The 20,507-nt window shown below is 66.0% G+C and carries 13 protein-coding genes; 4 read left to right on the top strand and 9 right to left on the bottom strand.

What is annotated here, in order from left to right:
• Nucleotides 1-37 precede the first annotated feature (37 nt).
• Nucleotides 38-1,711, top strand: coding sequence for an NERD domain-containing protein (locus ACFWGN_RS03915; protein ID WP_377615759.1), 1,674 nt, complete (start codon nt 38-40; stop codon nt 1,709-1,711).
• Nucleotides 1,712-1,736: 25 nt separating this feature from the next.
• Here ACFWGN_RS03915 and ACFWGN_RS03920 read toward each other — a convergent pair whose 3' ends face one another.
• Nucleotides 1,737-2,279 (bottom strand): hypothetical protein, encoded by a 543-nt coding sequence (locus tag ACFWGN_RS03920; RefSeq protein ID WP_157516473.1) that lies wholly within the window; start codon nt 2,277-2,279, stop codon nt 1,737-1,739.
• 184 nt (nt 2,280-2,463) lie between these two features.
• On the opposite strand from ACFWGN_RS03920, the gene ACFWGN_RS03925 reads away from it, so the two are divergent.
• From ACFWGN_RS03925 to ACFWGN_RS03935, 3 genes are all read left to right on the top strand, one after another.
• On the top strand, nt 2,464-3,540 hold the full coding sequence (locus tag ACFWGN_RS03925; protein ID WP_377615760.1) for a C2 family cysteine protease: 1,077 nt from the start codon (nt 2,464-2,466) through the stop codon (nt 3,538-3,540).
• Nucleotides 3,541-3,549: 9 nt separating this feature from the next.
• Nucleotides 3,550-3,822 carry a hypothetical protein gene (locus ACFWGN_RS03930; RefSeq protein WP_157257679.1) on the top strand — a complete coding sequence of 91 codons (273 nt, stop codon included), beginning with the start codon at nt 3,550-3,552 and terminating at the stop codon, nt 3,820-3,822.
• A 91-nt stretch (nt 3,823-3,913) separates the two neighbouring features.
• Nucleotides 3,914-4,753 carry a VOC family protein gene (locus ACFWGN_RS03935; RefSeq protein ID WP_377615761.1) on the top strand — a complete coding sequence of 280 codons (840 nt, stop codon included), beginning with the start codon at nt 3,914-3,916 and terminating at the stop codon, nt 4,751-4,753.
• Nucleotides 4,754-4,780: 27 nt separating this feature from the next.
• On the opposite strand, the gene ACFWGN_RS03940 is transcribed toward ACFWGN_RS03935, so the two are convergent.
• The 8 genes from ACFWGN_RS03940 to dpdF form a co-directional block, all read right to left on the bottom strand.
• Nucleotides 4,781-5,578, bottom strand: a complete 798-nt coding sequence (locus ACFWGN_RS03940) for an EcsC family protein (protein WP_377615762.1) — start codon at nt 5,576-5,578, stop codon at nt 4,781-4,783.
• Between the two features lie 431 nt (nt 5,579-6,009).
• Nucleotides 6,010-8,193, bottom strand: coding sequence for a protein DpdD (dpdD, locus tag ACFWGN_RS03945; protein WP_377615763.1), 2,184 nt, complete (start codon nt 8,191-8,193; stop codon nt 6,010-6,012).
• The gene (gene dpdK, locus ACFWGN_RS03950; protein ID WP_377615764.1) at nt 8,186-8,713 is read right to left on the bottom strand and encodes a phospholipase D-like domain-containing protein DpdK; all 528 of its coding nucleotides are present in this window, start codon (nt 8,711-8,713) and stop codon (nt 8,186-8,188) included. Before dpdK ends, dpdD begins: the two co-directional genes overlap by 8 nt.
• The gene (gene dpdJ / locus ACFWGN_RS03955; protein ID WP_377615765.1) at nt 8,710-13,206 is read right to left on the bottom strand and encodes a protein DpdJ; all 4,497 of its coding nucleotides are present in this window, start codon (nt 13,204-13,206) and stop codon (nt 8,710-8,712) included. Before dpdJ ends, dpdK begins: the two co-directional genes overlap by 4 nt.
• Nucleotides 13,203-13,913: a hypothetical protein gene (locus ACFWGN_RS03960; protein WP_377615766.1), complete on the bottom strand. Its 711-nt coding sequence runs from the start codon at nt 13,911-13,913 to the stop codon at nt 13,203-13,205. The genes dpdJ and ACFWGN_RS03960 overlap by 4 nt, the downstream gene beginning before the upstream one ends.
• Nucleotides 13,910-16,990: a protein DpdH gene (gene dpdH, locus ACFWGN_RS03965; RefSeq protein ID WP_377615767.1), complete on the bottom strand. Its 3,081-nt coding sequence runs from the start codon at nt 16,988-16,990 to the stop codon at nt 13,910-13,912. The genes ACFWGN_RS03960 and dpdH overlap by 4 nt, the downstream gene beginning before the upstream one ends.
• Nucleotides 16,987-17,907, bottom strand: a complete 921-nt coding sequence (dpdG, locus tag ACFWGN_RS03970) for a protein DpdG (RefSeq protein ID WP_377615768.1) — start codon at nt 17,905-17,907, stop codon at nt 16,987-16,989. Before dpdG ends, dpdH begins: the two co-directional genes overlap by 4 nt.
• The gene (gene dpdF / locus ACFWGN_RS03975) at nt 17,907-20,504 is read right to left on the bottom strand and encodes a protein DpdF (RefSeq protein ID WP_377615769.1); all 2,598 of its coding nucleotides are present in this window, start codon (nt 20,502-20,504) and stop codon (nt 17,907-17,909) included. The genes dpdG and dpdF overlap by 1 nt, the downstream gene beginning before the upstream one ends.
• Nucleotides 20,505-20,507: the final 3 nt, after the last annotated feature.

Below are 20,507 nucleotides of genomic sequence, written 5' to 3' on the forward strand. Positions count from 1 at the left end.
GCGTGACGCCGTCGGGCAGGTCCGGTACACCAGAGCCATGCCGCCCCGCACCTTCCCGACCGAACCCGCCTACCCGCCCGACGGGGGCGCCGAGCGCACCCTCCACGAAGCGCTCCTGGCGCAGCTGCCCGACGACGCCGTGGTCTTCCACGGCCTGCGCCTCCAGGAGGAGGAGCAGGAGTACGAGATAGACCTTCTCGTCGCCTGGCCGGGGTTCGGGATCGCCGCGATCGAGGTCAAGGGCGGGCACATCGAACGGCGTGACGGCACCTGGTACCAGGGGAACGGGGACCAGCGGCACCGCATCGACCCGGTCGGGCAGGTGCAGGGGGCGCGGCACGCACTCCAGGCGCTGCTGCGGCACCGCGGCCTGCTCGCCGCCGAGTCCCGGACCGCGCACCTCGTCGCGTTCCCGCACCAGTACGTCGGACCCGACTGGGCGGCGCTCGATCTGCCCCGCGACATGATCGTCGACCGAGGGGACCTCGAACGCGGGCATGGGCTCGCCGAACGGGTGCGCAACGCGATCACCCGGCACGGCCAAGGGCACGGGCCGCTCGCCGACACCGATCTCGAGGAGGTCGTCGAGGCGCTCGCGGGCGGCTTCCCCAGCCAGGCGGAGCACCTCGCCGCGGCCGCAGCGCACGAGGACAGGCTCGAGCAGATGACGCGCGACCAGGGCCGCATCCTCGACCTTCTGCGCGAGGCCCGGCGGCTGCGCGTCGTGGGCGGAGCGGGTTCCGGCAAGACGTGGCTCGCGCTCGAACAGGCCCGACGGCGGGCGCGCGCCGGGGAGTCCGTCGCCCTCCTGTGCTACTCGCGCGGGCTCGGACGGTACTTCGAACGGGTCGTCGCGACCTGGCCCGTGCGCGAACGCCCCACCTACGTGGGTCTCTTCCACGACCTGCCGCGCGCCTGGGGCGCCGCAGCAGGCGCGGACGACGACGGCGACTACTGGGAACGGCACCTTCCGCTCGCCCTCGGAGAGCTCGCGGCCCAGCGGTCACCGGCCGACCTGTTCGACGCGGTCGTCGTCGACGAGGCCCAGGACTTCGGCGACCTCTGGTGGCCCTCGCTCATGAGGTGCCTGCGTGACCCCGACAAGAGCGGCCTCTACGTCTTCATGGACGACGCCCAACGCGTCTTCCCCCGCGAGGGGCACGTGCCGATCGAGCTGGTCCAGGTCACCCTCGACGAGAACCTGCGCTCGACCAAGCAGATCGCCCAGGTCTTCGGCGCCCTGTCCGAGGACCTGCTCCGTCCACGCGGCATGGACGGACCACCCGTGCGCCTGGTCGACGTCCTTGCGGAGCAGGCCGTCGCTGCCGCTGACGACGCCGTCGACGCCCTGCTCGACGAAGGCTGGGCCCCCGGAGCCGTCACGCTCCTCGCGACCGGGCGCCGGCACCCCGCCCAGGTCAACGAGGTCGCGCTAGGCGGGCACGCCGCCTACTGGGACGCGTTCTTCGCCGAGGAGGACGTCTTCTACGGGCACGTGCTCGGGTTCAAGGGACTCGAGCGCCCCGTCGTCGTGCTCGCCGTCAACGGCGTCCGTGACGTCGCCCGGGCGCGCGAGATGCTCTACACCGGGCTGTCCCGGGCACGGTCGCTGCTCGTCGTCGTTGGGCCGCGCGAGTGGATCGAACAGGTCGGCGGGGAAGCGGTGCGGCGGAGGTTGGGAAAGGCGGTGAGGTGGGAGGTGGCCGGGTGATGCCGGCGGCAACCCGCCCCGCACCCTAGGACGGCTCGAGCTCCGCGTCGTCGCACGTCTCCGACAGCACCGGCGCGTTCAGGCGGACGACGGACGTCTGCTCGGACGACACGACGAGCTCGGCCCCGGCGTCGTCGGTCGACGACACCTCGACCGCCCCGCCGTCCGCGAACACGGTCTGCCCCAGGGCGGCGAACCCGTGCTGCGCGAGGACGGGGTCCAGGGCTGTGCGGACCGCCGCGAAGTCGTCGCCCTCGACGTACAGGTACTGCGCCGAGCCGGCGGCCGGCAGGACCAGGGTGCACGCCGAGCCCTCCTCGGAGAGGCCGGCCGTCCCGCTCGACTCCCACGGCGTGGCCGGGTCGAGGGACGACAGCGCCGCGAGGACGTCGTCGCGCACCACCGTGTACGTGTCGAGCGCCTCGGCGGGGCTCGCACCCGGCGTGCTCGCGGTCGGAGCCGCGGCGGGAGAGCTGCTGCACCCTGCGACGAGCTGCCCGACGGCGGCCACCACCAGCAGCACCCCGCCGGCACGCAGCCGCTTCCTCGACGATCCGGCGTCTCTCACGCGGTGCCCCCTCGCTGGGTCGGTCGACGCGCAGGTGCGCGGCGTCGTCGAACCTAGCAGCGACGGGGCGTCGACCGGGTGAGGTCGCATGGGGACCGCTGCCCATGGCCTGCCCGCCGCGTGGTCGATAGCGTGGGTCGGCGATGCCCGGGACCAAGGCGGTCCCGCAGCCACGAGGGGGGACATGCGCACCATGTTCGGCGCCGACGTTGAGGCGCTCGCAGGGCTCGGCAGCAGCTTCGTGGAGAGCGCCGAGACGCTCGAGACGGCCCGGCGGCAGGTCGACGGGATCGTCGCCACCACGGGCTGGGTGGGGCCCGACGCCGAGGAGTTCCGGCAGGACTGGTCCCGGCGTCTGGCTCCCGCGCTCGCTTCCTGCCTCGGTGCGCTCCGCGACAACGCCGAGGTGCTCCGGCGGAACGCCGAGGACCAGGCCCGCACCAGCGCGGCCGACGGCGGGTCGGTCCTCGACCGGGGCGGTGAACCGGGGGCTGGCGGCGACCGCTCCGGCGACGGGGGGAAGGACCGGCCGGGAAACCCGGACCTCTCGGGCCACGGCCCGTGGGTCGACGTCCCGCCCACGATCCCGCTCGGCGACGCGGCGCTCGACCCGAACATGATCAACCAGCAGGGCCTCGGCGACTGCTGGCTCCTCGCGGGCCTGGGCGCGGTCGCCCGCGACGACCCCCAGTTCATCCGCGACCACATGAAGCTCAACGCCGACGGGACGTGGACCGTGACGATGTACAAGGACGGCGACCCCGTCGAGATCACGGTCGAGCCCGAGGTCGCGCAGGACGGCGTCATGGACCCGAGCGGGAACCCGAGCTGGGCGTCGATCTACGAGAAGGCGGCCGCCGAGTACTGGGGCGGGAGCTACGACGACATCGACGGCGGCTACTCGAGCGATGCGTTCGCGGCCATCACCGGTGCGACCCCCTCCAAGACCGGCGAGGGGAACCTCTCCGACCTCAAGGACCGTCTCGCCGACGGCCCGGTCGCGCTCGGGACCGAGGACGAGCCGTCGTGGTGGCCGTTCGGCGACGAGGTCGACGACTCCCGGGTCGTGCCCAACCATGCGTACATCGTGGACAAGGTCGAGGAGCGCGACGGCGAGCTCAAGGTCCACGTCATCAACCCGTGGGGACCCGGCGCTCACCTGCAGAACGACGGGTCCGACAAGGTCGGCGACATGTGGCTCACGGAGAAGCAGTACAAGGAGAACTTCGACACCGTCTACGCCGTCCCCTCCACCCGATAGGACCCACCTGTGACAACGGTCAGGAATGCTCGGCAGGGCTCGCAACCCACCTTCGGGGTGCTGCGGGTCGGGATCATGCGCGTCGGCCTCGTCGACGGCACGCCCCTCGCGCAGCTCGCGCTGCGCACCCCCTCGGACGAGGCCGTCGTCGTGCTCGACGAGGGGGACGCGTTCGAGCTCGACGGCGTCGGGACGCTGCACCTCGACGAGATCCGGGCGAGCGAAGGCACGGTCCGTGGCGAGGTCACGCTGCGGTTCGAGGAGATCGACGACGCCGACTGACCGGACAGTCGTCCCCAGAGGCCGGTGTCGGCGGCGGCTGGGAAGGTGGAACGCGGGAGGCCCCGCACCCGGCGGGGCCGGGAAGGCAGAGATGACCTCACCGACGCAGCCCCGCACGTACCCGCACGGGGTGCCGTGCTGGGTGGACACCGAGCAGCCCGACGTCGACGCCGCCACCGCGTTCTACGGCGCCCTGTTCGGGTGGACGTTCACCGACAAGATGCCGCCCGACGCGCCGGGGCGCTACGTCGTCGCCTCGCTCGACGGGCAGGACGTCGCGGCGATCGCCTCCCCGCCGGACGGCAGTGACGGGACGCCCGAGTGGATCACCTACGTCGCGGTCGACGACGTCGGCGCCACCGCCGGGGCGGTCGCCGCTGACGGTGGCGTGCTGCTCTCCGGGCCTGAGACGGTGGGCCCGCCCGGGCGCATGGCCTCGGTCCAGGACCCGCAAGGTGCGCGGTTCCGGCTGTGGCAGGCGGGCACGCGCCTCGGGGCGCAACGCGTCAACGAGCCGGGCACCTGGAACTTCAGCAACCTCCTCACGCCCGACCCCGACCGGGCCCTCGACTTCTACGGACCGCTGCTCGGCTGGGAGCTCGACCCCGCGCTCGGCGCCGGTATGTTCCGCGTCCCGGGGTACGGCGACCACCTCGCGCACACCATCGACCCCGGGATCTTCGAACGGCAGGAGTTCGCGCCGCCAGGGTTCGCCGACGTCGCGGCCGGGATCGCGCGCGTCGAGGGGCCGGCTCGGTGGGACGTGGCGTTCTCCGTCGCGGACCGTGACGAGAGCGCGGCAGCGGCCGAGCGGGCCGGTGGGGTCGTGCTGTCGACGAGCGAGAACGAGTGGACGCGCGAGGCCGTGGTGCGCGACCCGCAGGGGGCGCAGCTCACGCTGTCGCAGTTCGCGCCGCAGGAGTGGGGGTAAGCGGACCGACAGGGGCAGGACCAGAGGTCACGCGACCTCGTCGGCCGTCTCGTCACGGCGACGCCTTCTTGGCTTTCGCTCCGGCATGTCGTCAATGTCGCGTGGGAACAGCGACTTCGCGGTGCGCGCGATGAGCTGAGTGAGCGTAGCGTCCACCGCGCCGCCGACGACTCCACCAACGATGGGCAGCACCTTGGCCAGCGTGATCGCTGCCCGTTGCGTCCCGTACTTGGCGACGAGAAAGAACCCCGCCTTCTTGTTGACCTGCCTGAGAACGCTGATGGGGATCGCCTTGATGGCTTCCATCGCGAACTGCTGTCCGACCTTGGCGCCGAACGCACTGAGCACCTGCTGTGCGGTCGAGCCCGCAGACACGAGAGTGACCATCGTGAGGATGTGCGGATCGTGCAGGTCGTAGCCGCGCAGATAGGCGATGCCGCCGGCAAGACGCGCATTGATGATCAGCGCACCGGCCATGTTGGCGGGGATCGTGACCGGCATGGCGACAAGCCCACCCAGGCCGGTGACGAAGCCGTTCGCGCCTGCAGCCTGCGTCGACTCGATGACGAGGCGCTTGATGACGCGTTCGACCTCCTCGACGTCCTCGTCCGGGTTTCTCTGCCTCTTCTTGCTCGGGTCGTACCGTTCCTTCTGGACACGAGCCAGACGCGACTCCGCCCACTCGACGGATCCGGACACCGGACCCACTCCGTCGGCGACGACCGAACCGACCAGCGCGGTCAGCCGAGCTGCGACCCTCTCTACCCGGGAATCGGTGGCGTCATCGGGGTCGTTCGGTGCGTTCTCGGTCGCGGTCGCCGACACGGTGCCTCCATGGTCGCTGGGTGAGTCTGCGAGCCTGAATGTACGGTCCTTTGGCACTGGGTAGGAGGGCCAAGCGGGTGAAATTGGCACGCGTGGATGGAATTCGAATGGCGAATGGCGCGAAGTAGCACTAGTACCGGGTCCCGAACCGTTCCAGCGCCTCCGCGAGCTCGCGCCATCCTGCGCTCCGGTGGCCGCCGACGTCCGCACGCTGCCGCACGGCGTGCGCGTCCTCGCGAAGCCGCCGCACGAGCCCAGGATCGCCGCGACCTGGCGGCCCTGCTGCTCCCGGTTGTCGCGACGCGCAGCCTCGTCGTGATGGCTCGACCGTTTGGCCAACGTGACCTGCAGGAACTCGGCCTGCGAACCGAGGTCGTCGAGCCGGGCGGCTACCGACCCTGACTACGGCCAACGGTGATAGCCGGTAGAAATCACCCCTCGGCCAACTCGCGCAGAATTGCCGAGGAGCCGCGCGAGTTTACCTGAACGATCGGCAGCCCGCCACGATGTTCCTTGATAAAATCTGTTGCCGCGTGCTTTGCGGAGGCAGCGACCATGACGAAAACATCAGCGTGCGCGCTGAGCGCCGCCAATTGCTGGCTTCCGTCGTGCTCAGAAGTCGTACGGACATCGATACCTGGAACGAGACGACGCAGAATCTGTGCAGCGCGCGTAATCGCAGACTCTGTTAGCGAATAAAGGACGACGACGGCATCCTCCAGGTACCGGTAGGGGGCCGCAGGGTTAGCGTCTGAGTCCTGGACCTCAAAGTCGTCCGGCAGGGCGGTTGCCAACTCCTCAGCCACCAGGCGAAGCCCCTCGATGTCGGCGAGACTGAGACCGGATTTCACCGGCCGTAGCACGACAAGTGCGTGGTAGAACAGTCGACTCTTTGCATCGAGAGCAAGAGCTCGCGGACTCGTGGTGGCGGCCTGCAGAACATCGACTGTCCAACTGGCGGTCACGGCCGAGGTCGCCGCCTCGACAATGAGCTCCGTCCACTCCAGCGCGGAGGTCAGGACAGCGGCCGCGGGTCCGGTCGCTGCCAAGTACTCAAGGAGTGCGACGGTCTGCACCCGGACGCCCAAGGAACCCTTCTCACTAACGGCGAATCCAGCGAGCACTCGTTCGCATAGTTCGGCGCCGTTCGGATCCGCGAACAGCGATGAATGCGCCGCCATGAATGCGCCGCCCTGGTCACCAAGTTGAGCCAACGCCTCATCGTCCAAGGAGGTCAGGCGGTCGGCGGCGGTGGAATAGTCGAGCGTCGCCCATTCAGAGGTGAGATTGAAGTCGATTGCTGCGTCCCTGAGGTTGCCCGCTTCCAATGCGTCGAACCAACCGTGCCACCCGAGGTTTCGCTGCGGATTAAGAAACCCTTCAAACCACATCAGGTCGGCGCGTACAACGGCATCGTCCTTGGGCGGCGTCTCTCGGAGGCCGGAGGCCCCGACGAAGGCCGCAACTTCCGGGGCGAGTTGTGGATCCTCCACCTCCCGGAAGCAGGCGAGCAGAAGGGCGGCCCGCATCGGTGTCGCTGTCCCGGCAAGAACTGTCGTCACCGCAGCGGCGAACTCGCCCTCGTCGATGAGTCGGTGAATTTCGTCGTCCGGCCCGAAGGGCGTCGCGGGTGCGGGTTCCGCGTCCTCAGGCGGAGGCGCCGCGCCCGACTCCGCAACGACCGCGGGCGCGGGCGCGAACAACTGTCGGAGGGACTCGGCTAAGGCAGGCGACAAGGTCTCGGCTTCACCGGCCAAACGCTCGAGCGTCGGAGACGGGGCGTGCCGCAGCAATCCAAGCATGAACTCGACCACTACTGCGGGTCGTGTCGCGGTTGGGGCACCTGTCGCAAGTGCGCGGAGGTGCGAAGGGATTTGTGTGGCCGCTTCCAGAAGGGCCGATGCGTCGCCGGAGTTGTCCGCGGACGCAAGGTAGCGGTCGTAGACAGCGGTCTGGAGCAGACGTGTGATCCCGATCGGTCGACGCAGTTGAAGCACGTGCTCCAGGTCCTGGTCGGTGAAGATCGCAGCAGTGTCGCCTAGCCCCGCGTAGACCCGGATGCGGAGGAAGGCAAGATTCGAATGGTCGAGATCAGCGGAGGCTTTGAGTTCGCGAAGACAAGCGAGTGCAATCCGCCGGTCCCGGGCGGCGATCGCGTGGCCGAGATCGTCGATAACCTCGATGGTGGTGCGCGGGGTGTCGAACTCCGAGCGAGGGCGATTCCAGACCAGTTTGGAGAGAACGAGCAGCGTCTGACGCACCTCGTCGCGGGCCGCGCCGTTGCCGCGCGGGAGCACCTCAAACCGCAATGGGGGGACGCCGTCGGCCGCCAACGCCGTGTCGAATGGATCATGCGGGTAAAGACGTCCTCTGCTCCTAGGGAGGTCGCTGAAGGTCGGACCTACCCAGGCGTCGATGAGCGTGAGCAACTCTTTCTGCTCCCGCATCGTGGGGGCAAAGGCGTACCAGTACAACTTTCCCGCAGTCACCCGCGGAAGGAACGCGATCTTCTTGCGTTTGATGGCATCGAGCCAACTCTCGATCGACATCTCTTGTTCGGGTTGAAGGCGGGCGGGGTCGACATCGTTACCCTCGCCAAAGAACTCCTCAGTCACCACGGCTGACACTACTCTCGTACAGAGCGTTGTAGGTGATTCGCGCTTCGGCGATGTTGTGGGGGTCGCGGGTCAGTGTGACGCCTTCAGCGTTGACCGTCTGCCCGAAGTAGGTGAAGTTCATGGAGCCCTGTAGGTGGAACCGGTCGCCAAGGATGCCCTTGTCGTGCAGGTGGGGATGAATTCTCACCGTGGGCTTGGCGCCCAGACCGCCGATATTCTCGAGTCGTTGCCGCGCGACGACGTTGCTCTCGACATCGCGCGTGAGGACTCGGACGTCGCAGCCTCTGCGGGCCAGTTCTATCAGAACCTCGGTGAAGCGGATCTTGCGGGACGGGAGGCCGAGCAGGACGGTTTTGAACTGGCCCGCGGTGTTGTCGATGACCTCGATGTCCGAGATCCAGGGCGATAGCACCCAGAGTTGCCCGGACGGCACCAGTAGTTCGGTGACGAGGAGATTCTGCATCAGGTCATTGAGCGCGCGGGTGTATCCGCGACCTGAGGTCGTAATCCTTCTCATGCTGAGATCTCCGCGAGTTCCAAGGCGACCACCACGTCGCCGTTTGCCCGATGGTCGATCTCCACCACGCGTGGGTACACATTGAGGTACTCCGTCACCACCGGTGCTGTACTCAGGTCGACGAGCAGGTCTGCTAGGTCCCGTGCCTGTCCCGGGGTCGCGAGGAGCTGTGTCGAGCCCCGCTGGGCCAGAACCTTTCGGACCTGCGCTCCAGACCCAGCGGTCAGCGGAAGGGGTGACTCGCCGGCCGAAGCGACCGAGCGCAACACCTCGGGGGCGGCTGGTAGGTTTTCAGCGAAGGGATTCCAAGCATGGAGCTGATCGGCCCGGAGTTGCCACCCACGGGGCCAGAGCAGACTCTGCACGGCGTCCATGCGCTGACGGTCGGTTCCGCCGCCCGCGAGAACGAGTCCTACGTCCAGTTCGGATCGGGTACGCATCAGATAGGCCCAGGTTCGGGGAGGGATCTCGACACCGAGACGTCGTTCCTCCGCCTTCCACTCCGTCGTCATCGTTGCCAAGGTGGTGTCGGTTGCCGAAGTCGAACCCGGCCGCAGGATGCGGCTCGCGAGCGAGGACACCACCGACTGTTCAGCTCCATAGATCCCCGATTGGCGAAGGGCATCCCGGATCCGTCCGAGCGCCGCAACACGCGTTGCTTGGTCGGGCGCCGAGCGAAAGTCGTTGACGAGACCGGACCAGGTGGTGTCCGTGCTGGTCAGTTCGATCACGCGTTGGAGATGACTGTCGACAAGCTCGGTGATGCTGGGCTGGGTCGCTCGCAAAATGAGCCGGAGCAAGCGACGCGGATCGGGGCGAACGCGTGCGGCCAGCGCCTCGATGAAGCCGCCGCCACCGATTGATGACTCGGTCAACCAGATCTCGTCTGTCCTCGGTTGATTGTCCGAGTCGTATCCGGGCTCGATATCGACGATCACGCTCTCGGGGTCGTGCTCGGGGCAGATTTGGCGAGCTGCTGCGAGCGTCGCGTGACCGATCGTGGAAAGTGTCCGCTCCCGAAGCCACCGGTTGAATGCCACGGGCTCTGGATCCCAGTACTGCGGTGCCAAGGCGTCGAGACGAGCCACGATGGCTGGGTTCTTTAGTGCTTCCTTCAGCCGCGCGCCCATGTTCGATAGCGTGGCCAAGTCTGGTTCGACGGCATCTGAACTCCTAAACATTGCATCCAGGGTTTCGTCGAGCCTGTCGTCGAGCGAGTCATGCACGGCGTCGTAAGCCTCTGCAAGGGTGATCCTGTCGCGGACGGCGGTGGTCAGGAGCATCGCCTCAAGGCATTGATGGAGCCAGTCGATGCGGAAATGGCTGAGCCAAGCTAGAAGCGCCGTGTCGACGAGCAGGACGTGTTTGAACCAAGCGCTACGCAGTCCAGGCAGGAGGCTCTCTGCCACCGTGATGTCATGCGGGAGCGCAACGCGAATCCGTAGACCGTCAACGTCGAATGTTGCGCCCAACGCCGCTACTTCGCCCTGCAGGGTGAAGCGGGAGCGAACACGCTGTTCGGTGCCGTCTGTCATGTTCAGTGTGGCGTCGGCGCTCACTGCCGCGCGGTGGACGTTCACGTGAGCGTTCTGTGCGTGGAGGTAAAAGCGGGCGTCCTCGATGAGGCGCCCCACGGGATCGGCGGTCGGTACGCGGATAATCAAACCGGCTCCGGTCTCGATAAACTGCGATCGCCACTGCATCGTCGCGTTGGAGGAGTCCTTGACCGAGTCAGGCGGCAGTTCGACGAGGGCCCGATCGGGGCGCACGACCGTCGTCACCGTCGGGGTGCCGTCAACTTCGATCGTGCATGGTTCCTCGACTCCGAAGACCGGCAAGATACTCGTCAGTTCAAGTACAGCGTTGGAGACGCCCAGCGGGACCGGGATCCAGTGCCGGTGATCGAGGTTCCGGGTCGCGAAACGGCGAGAGACCCGACCAGGCGCGTACTCGCGCAGCATTTGGCCGAGCCCCATTGGCTGGAGTTCACGTTCGGTCTCCCGGTCCGTCTGCGGCGGAATACTCACGTAGGTCTCGGGCAACGCAAGTTCGCTGAACAGGTTCACCGGAAAGAAGTCGGGCAGTGGGTTGCCGCCCATAAGGTCGCAGAACTCGTTGACCGAACTGGGGCCCGCGACCGCCCAGTTATAGAGGAGACGGCGACGCAACGTGGGGATGGCCGCTAGCAGCAATGGTCGCGGCGGGTGCCAGAGGACCTCATTTGTCTCGGCATCGGTCAGGCCGAGCGCGTTCTGCACCCACGTGTGCAGGCTGCGCTGACGGTCGGGGTTGCGGAGAGCAGCGGTCAGGATCTGGACAGCTTTAAGTTGGGTCTCACGGCCGGGTTGAGCAAAGTTGTCGGCTGGTTTCTTCCCGAGGGCGGTCCAGGCGCTCGTCGTCTTCGGGGTGTTCTGATGGCGAAGTTGGCTTGTCAGCCAGTCGACCATCGCGATCGTAGCCTGCATTCGCAGAACAGCACGGTTGCGAATCGGGAGAATCAGATCCGGCAGCACGGGATCGAAGAGGCTGTCCCACGCCTCGTACGTGGTTCGGTCGCGCCCGTAGTCGGACAGCACCACGGCGGTGTAAGGACGCATGGCGCGCTTGCGACCGGCGCGGCCCTTGCGCTGGAGGAACGCCGCTACCCCTCGCGGCGCTTTGTGCTGGATGACCACCCCGACGTCAGGGTCATCAAAACCGACCTCGAGAGACGCGGTGGCGACGATCAACTGACTGTCCGCGGTGACACCGGAGTCCTGCGAGGTTGTCCTGGTAACGCGGAGTCCCTCGCCGATGGTGGCGTACTTGTGCCCGATCACGTTCGGTAGGTCCCAGAGTTGACCGGCACGACGCTGCTGCGTCAGATCGCCGCCGGAAGGACGGGCGCGCAACGAAGCGAGGGGAGGTTTAATGGACCTGGGCTTACCCCACGAGTACCGCTGGCCTTCGGCATCCAGGAGATAGGAGAACAATCGGTTGGTGACATCAAGGTCGTCGGTGAAGACGAATGCCTTCGTCCCGTACACCCCCGATGAGACACGGCTTGTTGGTTCATCCTGAGTGCGGGGGAGCAGCATCGAGGTCTGGATTGTGGTCGAAAGCACCGACGCGCCACTGGTGGGGTCACTCCGGAGCGCCAGCAGGTACTCCGCCCCTTCGTACTCCAACTCCTCGGGATCGGGAGTGATACTTGTGACTTGCTCGTCGGCAACACCGGTCAGGTCGGCCATGTGCCGGATCGGATTGGACAGCGTCGCTGACAAACCGACGAATGTAATGGGTGCCTGAACGCTGTGGTGCCAGCGTCGGAGCACCATCGCGGCCTGCGCGCCGGTCGTCCCGTCGTAGGTGTGGATCTCGTCCAGAAGCATCATTCGAGGCCTGCGGCCGGCAGATGCATCGATGCCGAGGGGCCGCGACAGGTTTAGATCAGACAGGCCCCGATTGAGCATCTCCGTGGTCACAAACAGGAGATCGGGCGGAGAACTCTGCATCCTCCGGCGCGTGAGCACGATCTGGTCCTGGCCAAAGGAGCGCTGGCAGGTGCTGCAAGCCAGGCGTTCGACGCCACTGTCGATGTCTTCGTTTGGCCAGATCAACTCACCTCCACACGGCGAGTACCCGTTGCCCGGGCAACGCATCTGGGGTGACGCCATGCCATGTGCGCGCTTTACCCATCCACGGTGAGGCGACCGCACGTTCTTCGCGTTTGTGGGCGTGCTCCCGTAGAGCGCCCCGATTGTCATCGATCGCCCAAGCGTCTGCTTCCACAGGGTGTCGAGTCGGCATGCGTGCGCGAACGCCGTGTCCAACTGGTCCTTGAGGAGTTCCGTCCGGGGGTAGACAGCCAGCGCGCGAGTCCAGGCCGAGGCGTCGGTGATTCCTGCCAGGTAGCTGAATGCTGGTAGGTAGAACGCGTTGGTCTTTCCACTTCCAGTGCCGGCGCCCACCACCGTTGCGGTGGTGGTCTGACCCTGCAGCGCCGTCAGGACGTGGCGGGTGGCGCGGACCTGGAACCCGCCCAGCAGGTCGTGTTTCCCGTCGCGCTGCGTCATCACCTCGATGACGCGGCGATGTGCGTCAGTCGCTCCTTCGACACCGTCGAGGACCGTGTCCCAGAGGTGGTCCCGCTTGGGGTAGAAGCGCGGCCGTCGCGCATACCGGAAGTCCGAGATCAGAGTGGTACCCGATTGCCAGGCCTGGTCTAGGAAGTACTGTCGGAGTCGGGCCACCAGACGGATCGTCTCGCCGTTGCGGGTTCGCCACCGTGCGGGCGAGAAGTTGGAGTCGTGCACCAGGAGCGCGCACGAGGTCATCTCCTCGATGACGTCGTCCGCGGTCAGGTCCCACTCCTGGCTGCGTGCGAGCTCGCCGTCCACGACCTTGCGTAATTCGGTGGTACTTAAGCCACCGTCGACCACGCCCCAGCACAGGAGCGGATCCTCGAGCGACTCCAGTCGGTCGAGAATCCTGATGAGGAGATCGGGATTCATCGCAGCCGCACCCGGAACCGGTCAATGATGCCCAGCCCGGCGAGCTTCTCCAGACGCGCGGGTGTGAACCAAGCAAGTGGCATTCCGGGTTGCTCCTGGGATCCGACGATGCCGTCGGAGATGTCGGCGTCGACAACCTCGCCGAGTTTGTCGCCGCAGCGGTGGATGGCCGCGATGGCGTCGCGGAACTTCTCCACGTCCCCTTCGTTCGGGATCGCCCTGCTCCTGATCGCAAGCAGGCGACCTCGCGCACGCTCTAGTTCGTCCCGAACTTCCTCCACATCCACGCCACCTTGGGCGAGGGCATCCACCAGGTCACTGTTGATGGCCGGAGGGGGCTGGTTCACATGGGTTTGCCAGGCGCCAGCGACGAGGGCCCGAAGTTCGCGGACGTACTTCTCGGCGGAGCGGACCCGGTCTTTGGCGAGGTTGAGGTCCTGTTCGAGCGTGAGGGTGGGCAGTTCCGCGGCCAGTGCACGGAGGCTCTCGGCCACCTGGGCAGCTTCCTGGTCGCGGTCGAACGGCAACTCCAGGTCAAGTTGCTGCACCTCCGCGAGGCCGATGTTGAGCGCCGGTGAATCGGCCACGGTACGACCGAGGCGGCCGCTCAGTTCTGCGAACTGTCCGATGCGCACCATCACCTGGTGCTCACTATTGGCCACGTCGGCGTTCAAGCGCAGGTCCTGGATCGTTCTGCGTAGGTTCATGCCTCGTCCTCCGGGTGTGAAGCAGGTGCGGCAACGCCTGCAATCGTGTCGGCCATCGCGATGAGATCCCCGATCAACTGATCGCGAGCGTCAGCGTATTCGCGTTCGACGTCGGACGCAGTGCCGTTCTGAAGGCTGATCTGGAGGAGCGTGACGCTGTGCGTCGCCAACTTCAACCAGGCGTTGACGCGGCGGGCCGGCCCGTCCCAATCAGCATTGAGAACCTGGAACCGCTCATCGGTGCTTAACCGGTCCCAGTTGCTCAGGTCCGCGAAAGCCGTCTCCACCCTGCGCTGATCGCCGGGTTTCACGGCCTTGGCGGCTGCCCGCAGATCGGCTGGGCTGATCCCGCCGGGCAGTGCGCCTGCCGTAGAACGCTCATTGACCAAAGCCAACAGTTCTGCGGCCACGTCGACGATGTCGCCACCGAGATCGGACAGATCGGGAACTAGGTTCACGGCTTCCTGGTGCAGGGAATCGATCGATGCGATCCGGGCTTCGAGGATCGAGACAGAGGACCTGACTAGTTCGGGGGTGGATCCGGGCCACGCCACGCCCGTTGCCCCATTTCGGACGACTTTGGTCACCTTGCTGAGGTCGAGCGCCAGGGGTTTGCCGGAGCCCTGACTGTAGGACGCGTGTCGGAGCAGTCGTTGTTGCAGTTGTGCCCGGCTGACTCTGTGCACGGTACCGCCAGTGGCGGCGCCGTCCACGAGAAAGGCGTGCAGCGAACGCAGGGCAGGCCTCGGATCTGGGTCCGGCCGCGAAGGCACGGATGCGAACAAGGCGCGGACCTTGCTGGCTGCATCCGACTTAAACGCGTCGGAGATTCCGAGGGCACGGGCAATCGTCAGAAGTGTCTCCACCAGTCGGACCAGTTCGAGATCCTCGTCGGCGCGCTCGGGTGGCAACAGCCTCGCGCTGACCATGCTTGCCCACCGCTCGACCCTTATCTCCGCGAGCCGCTGCAACCTCTCACCGTCTGGAACTTCTACCCAGGAGCCCTTGTGGTGAGCCCAGGCCAGGGCTCGCAGGGCGCGCATGTCGTCCGCGTTTGACTGGTCGATCGGCAGGACAGCGGAGGCTAGCCTGGCTTGGTTAAACTCAACCATCCTGGCCTCGAAGCCTGGCGCAAGAGCCTTGTCGTTGCCCCAGAGACTGTCGCCGCCGAAGCCGTCCTCGAAGCCGAGTCGTGAGCGGACTGCGTTAAATACGATGTTGCGGAGATCGTTGATATCACCCTGGCGATACTCCTGAGCCTGTGTGGCGAGCCAACGGTCCGTGGCCCTCACCAGACTCGGCTCGACCAGTGTGGTCAGCGGTGCCGGTACCCGAGTTACTCCCGGCGCCGGCTCCAAAGAATGGGACTTCGGCAGCGGAACCGACAAGGTGCTTGCAGGGGCGGCTTTCGCCTCCCCGAGGCCGACAACGGGCGCGATGTCGAAGGCGGCGTGGACTGTTTGGGCGAGGTTCTCGGCCCCGGTCCCCGATCCCCAGAACCGCACCAGGCGGACCCGGCGATCGTTGAGTTCCTCATCTCCCGGTGGTCGCAACTTGACCTGGTCCTCGATGTTCGCCAAGCGATCCTCGACACCGGTTCTGAAGTCGGTTGCGAAGCCCTCGCTCGGGAAGCGTCCGTGCTCGATCTCTGCCTGATCGCGATGCAAAACCGGCCGTAGGACGCGTGTGAGGACATTGCGAGCTACGAAACGCCCGTCGGCCGACTGGCTCTTGATGGATCGGTCGAGCGCTACCGCGTTGAAGGGGAAGAGTCCGTAGCCGTCGACCTCCCCGAAGGAGGCGTGGCACGCGGCGCTGACAGGGCACTGTTCGCAGGCATTCGCCAGTTCGTCACCGCGTTCGTTCGCGGCGCCTAGTTCCGCTGATCCGACACGGACGGCATTGAGGTATCGGCTTGCGAACCTGCCCGGGTTGAACGGGGCATCAATCCCGTCCGGAAGGTCCAGGTCGAAGGCGCGGTAGGTCCGGGTGTACACCGTCTCCGGCATCTGATTGATAAAGTATCCCGTGGTTACCGCCATCACGACGCGCATAGGGCAGAGTCTCTGCGTCTCGGTGGAGATGAGGGTGATGGCGTCGATCAAGCCCCCCTGGATCCCCTGGAAGATCGAGAAGTCTTCGATAAGCACCTGAAGTTCGAGGCCTTGCTTGTCCATTTCGACGCGGACGTCCGTCAGGATCTGCTTGAGGTCGTCGCCGCCTACGCCAAAGACCTCGCTCACGGACGGGCCGAGTTGCTCGTTGATCATCGTCGCGGCGAGTTCGCGAAAAGCCGGCGCGCTGGTCAATGCGCCCGCCACTTCGCGTGCCGCCTGACCCGCCCTGTTCACGTCGTCTACAGAGAGTTTCAAGTCGTCGGCCGTGAACCCGAACGCGTCCTCTTTGTCTTCGGCGCCCTTGCCCGTCAATTTCTCCCGAACGAGCCGCGCAATGGGACCGTTCTGGTCGAGGAGACGCTTCCGGAAGACATCGTCGCCGAAGAGTGCCGGGAGGCCTCCGGGTGAGGCGAGATAAGCGCGACTCTCGATCTCCTCGACTGAGCCTTCGGATCGTTTCCCACGAGTTTCAATGTTGACGGCCAGGGCATTGCGCAGCCTCAGTTGCGCAGTCTTCTCGTCCGCTGCTGCATCGACTGCCGTCGAGACCTTGGCGCGTAGTTCGTCGGCCCGATCGCCGGTCGCATGCTCGAGAATCAACTCCAGAATGTTGCGCAGGGACATTCGCGCCTTTGGAACAAAGACCTGACGGACGGTGTCCTTTTTGTCCAGATGAAGGCGCAGCCAACGCACAAGATGGGACTTGCCCGTTCCGGAGGTGCCGAGGATCGCAATGATCGGTTGATCGGCCGGTTGTTCCTGGACTGCGCGCAGCAATACCTGCTCGTCGACGACAATGCCCCCGTGAGTACTGTCGACCCGGTCGCGCTGCGTGATAGGGATCGTGCTGTGAGTGGCCAAGAAGACGCCATTGGACGTCCTCTCCGCCTCGGTGGGAATGATGGCCGATGCCTCGTTCGCGTTCCAGCACGTTGCTGGGAGGGTGCCGCGCCAACTCACGCTATACCTCCGGACTTGACAATCGCGTGCGTTTGGCGCGCCGCGTCGAACCGGGACAAGCGGATGCCTTGCGCATCCGGGAGCGTCTCGAATGTCACTCGCCCACGCTCCTCGAGAATGCGCAACGACTGTCCCACAGAACTATCCGTGCACTCCGCTTCGATGCCCGGGTCGGGGTCGGCGCCGAGTATTGAGACGAGACCAGCGCGCATTGGTCCGCCATGCAGGACCGGCAGTGCTTGCCCGATCCGCGCCAATAGGTCGTGAATTCCGATGCGCTCCTCCGGCATGTTCGCCAGGGCGTCGTCCACTGCGGTCACCGGAAGTGGCACCACGCCGGCCCTATCCTTCATGACGGACGGTGTGGCAAGCCCAAGAGCCAGGATCCACCGGGATGCCGCCACCCAGCGAGTGTCGTTGACGATCGCCCAGGTCTCCCGATCGTTCGTGCCGAACTGTCCGGACTGCAGGGTCTGCAGGTTCGCCGTCCAGGATAGGGGTTGGCCCAGAGCATCCTGCGCCATCACCCAGGTCAATGCACGGTTAAGGTCGCGGGCGCCACTCGTGTGACCGTCGCCGGGCTGAGTTATCCAGACATCTCCGTCCCGACCGAGGTCGAAAACCCGTGTTTGGAGCATCCGCCGGAACTGAGTGACGTTGAACGGACCCTTCGGGGCCGGGACCCGTGCGCCGAGTTGCAGGCTTCCGTCGGTGTTTGTATCAAGTACGTTGATGGCCCGCAGTGACGAAATGGTGTTTCTTAGGCCACCCGCGGCCTCAGTGCCCGCGTTCATGCCCTCCGGCTTGAACGCAGCCACGAGGTCTTCCTCGCTGGATGAACGGCGGGCGTCGAGGAGGTGGTTCACAATTGCCCGACCGAGGCCCGGTAGCGTCCGGGGCGGGTTAAGTACTGCCATCAAATGCTCCTGAGAAAGTAAGAGAGCGACCAGTGCGGGACGCGAATGTTCTTGACGATCTGATCCGGGTACTCGGGATCGGGGGTGCTTTCTGGCAGCACGACGATCCGGAGGGCACCGGTCGTCCCGGCGAGCCAACTCAACCGTGGCGGGTCGGTGGGACCCAGGAGTACCAGCGTCGGAACCGCGAACTGGACGGGGGGACCCATGACGATCGGATCGATCGCGACGAGTCCCTCCGATGCCGAGCGACTTGCATTGGTCACCGCCGGTAGATTCACGAGGCTGGTCGACGCGAGTATCCCTCGGACCCCATGTGTGACGGCTTTGGTGACAAGTTCCGCCAAGTGGAGCCGGAGATCTCCCTCGGGGTAGGTGACTACCAGGGACCGACTCCCGTTGGCCATCGCGTCCAATGCCGGACTCACCGGTCGACTCAGATCGGGAAGGGACGCCTCCGACACGATAGGTCGCGCAGCCCGGCAAGACGGCTCCGAGACATGGCCGGCAGCGGGACATCCCGAGCATGCAGGTGCGACGACTTGGTGCGCATGCATCGGGCCAATATCTTGATATTCGTACTCCTCGCTCAGGATCGAGCCCCAGCAGTCCTCCAACTTGAACATGCGCTCGATGCGATCGCGCGAACCCACCTCCGAGTCCCGGATCTCTTTGCGTACCTTGTCGATCGCAGCGACGACGGCGGCTTCGTTGACGTTCGCCACTTCTGGCCGGATGCGCACAGTGGCGTGTTTGACGTACTCGGCCCAGGCTGCATCCGTCCGCGCCTTCCAGGCGGTCTCAAGTTCGTCAACACCGCGCTCCAGCGCAGGTGGGGGAGTGTCCGCGATGTCGAGAACGCCGGCACGCTGTAGAAGGACCAACGTGTTGCGGTTCCAGAGTTGATTGCTGTCCGACGGGTACTCGAGCCAGGGAGGGACAGTGCTCGTGTCCAGCACCAACGCGCGCCGGGCGGGATCGTCCGCTACGCGGGCTGTTCGCATAGCCTCCCAACGTCCCCAACTCTTCGTGTCACCGAGAACGGTGGCGTTCTCGATGTTGCGACCCTCCTGGGCATCCGTGGTGCTCGGCATCCATACCGACAGCGCAGCGTGTCCGTCCCGGCCCCCGCGTCCGACTTCTTGGTAGAAGCGGTCGACCGAGGCTGGCACACACGCATGGAGCACCGTGCGAACATCGCTCTGATCCACCCCCAGGCCGAATGCGCTGGTTCCGACGACGACGTCGACGGAGGTCGGCCCGTCGTCACCGGACCATGCGCGCAAGATGTTCAGTCGCTCTTGCGCCTGGACGTCGCCGTGGAAGACCGCCGTCCGGGCAAATCCTGCTTGCCGGAGTCGTTCGGCGATCACCTCGGCCGACTCCTTCTTCGTTGTGTAGACAATGGCCGGCCGCGGGAGATGGTGCAATGCCTCCACCACTCGGTCGAGTCGCTGGTCGACTGAGACCGGCGGGGTATACAGATAGCGGATCTCCGTGCGTAGGAACGTTGAGCCGACGAATAGAGATGTGCCTGACCCGGCAAATAACTGATCGTTCAGCAGTAGGCCTTGCTGCGACAAGGTCGCGGTTAGCAGTGAAACGCGCGGCGGAGCGACACCCTGTGCTTTCGCGACGTCCCTCAGTTCCGCGATCAGGGATGCGACGACTTGGAACTCTGGGCGGAAACTCAAGCCCCATGAGCGAACAAGGTGCGCCTCGTCGATTACGATGTGGCTCAATGTGCCCCTGGAAGCGAGGTGTCGCAGTGATTGGGCGAGACCGGTGACCAGGGCCTCAGGGGAGGTGAAAAGGACCTTCTGCGATCCGTCGCGTAGACGTTCCTTGATCGCCTCCTTTTCCACGGCGGACCTGTCCCCGAAGTAGGCCAGTTCGTTCGGCAGCCCTTGGCGGGGAAAGCGTTTGCGCAGTTGTCGCTCCTGGTCGAGGGCAAGTGCGATAGTCGGCACCACGACGACTGTCACCCCTTTGCCTGCCAGGAGTCCGGGGGTGATGCCTACTAGTGATTTGCCGGTCCCGGTCGGGAGCACTACGTGAAGGGTGTCCGCCGGATCGGCGAGAGAGGCCGCACGGACGGCGCTCGCTTGGCTGCGCGAGCGGTACGCGTCGATGCCCGCAACTGCGGCGACTGCAGGGTCCACCGGTACCCCCTTGTCGTGGCGCGCCGAGGTGGACACTACTCCCGCAGGACCGTGGAAGTCGTCGGGACTGGTGCAGGCCAACTCGATCCAGCGAGCGTCGCCGAGTAGCCAGTTGGGCGCCCAGTCTTGACCCAGTGACACCCGGTGCTCTTGCAGGCCAAATCTACTGACCTCCAGGTAGGCCCTGCGTAGGGGGTCGACCGAAATGCCCCGCTCATCGAGTGGCAGAACCATGAAGTGATTCGACTGCCCGGAGGTGCCGCGCCGGTGACGGAGGATTTGCCCTACCAATGCGGCGATGTCGCCGCCGATGTCCGCACCGGGTTTCTCCGATAGCCAGGCATCCACGAGTCGCCGATACGGCCCCCGGAGGATTGCACGATGATCGGCGACGCCGGCCAGGGTCGCCGTCGCGAGGTCCCACTGGTCAGTCATGGG

This window comes from Oerskovia sp. NPDC060338, assembly GCF_042726295.1.
In the GTDB taxonomy this organism is placed as follows: domain Bacteria; phylum Actinomycetota; class Actinomycetes; order Actinomycetales; family Cellulomonadaceae; genus Oerskovia; species Oerskovia merdavium.

What these genes read in the sequence shown, in the direction of transcription:
- dpdF (WP_377615769.1), bottom strand. Translation starts at nt 20,504, where the DNA reads ATGACTGACCAGTGGGACCTCGCGACGGCGACCCTGGCCGGCGTCGCC.
- dpdK (WP_377615764.1), bottom strand. Translation starts at nt 8,713, where the DNA reads ATGAGAAGGATTACGACCTCAGGTCGCGGATACACCCGCGCGCTCAAT.
- dpdJ (WP_377615765.1), bottom strand. Translation starts at nt 13,206, where the DNA reads ATGAATCCCGATCTCCTCATCAGGATTCTCGACCGACTGGAGTCGCTC.
- ACFWGN_RS03960 (WP_377615766.1), bottom strand. Translation starts at nt 13,913, where the DNA reads ATGAACCTACGCAGAACGATCCAGGACCTGCGCTTGAACGCCGACGTG.
- ACFWGN_RS03925 (WP_377615760.1), top strand. Translation starts at nt 2,464, where the DNA reads ATGCGCACCATGTTCGGCGCCGACGTTGAGGCGCTCGCAGGGCTCGGC.
- ACFWGN_RS03935 (WP_377615761.1), top strand. Translation starts at nt 3,914, where the DNA reads ATGACCTCACCGACGCAGCCCCGCACGTACCCGCACGGGGTGCCGTGC.
- dpdG (WP_377615768.1), bottom strand. Translation starts at nt 17,907, where the DNA reads ATGGCAGTACTTAACCCGCCCCGGACGCTACCGGGCCTCGGTCGGGCA.
- ACFWGN_RS03915 (WP_377615759.1), top strand. Translation starts at nt 38, where the DNA reads ATGCCGCCCCGCACCTTCCCGACCGAACCCGCCTACCCGCCCGACGGG.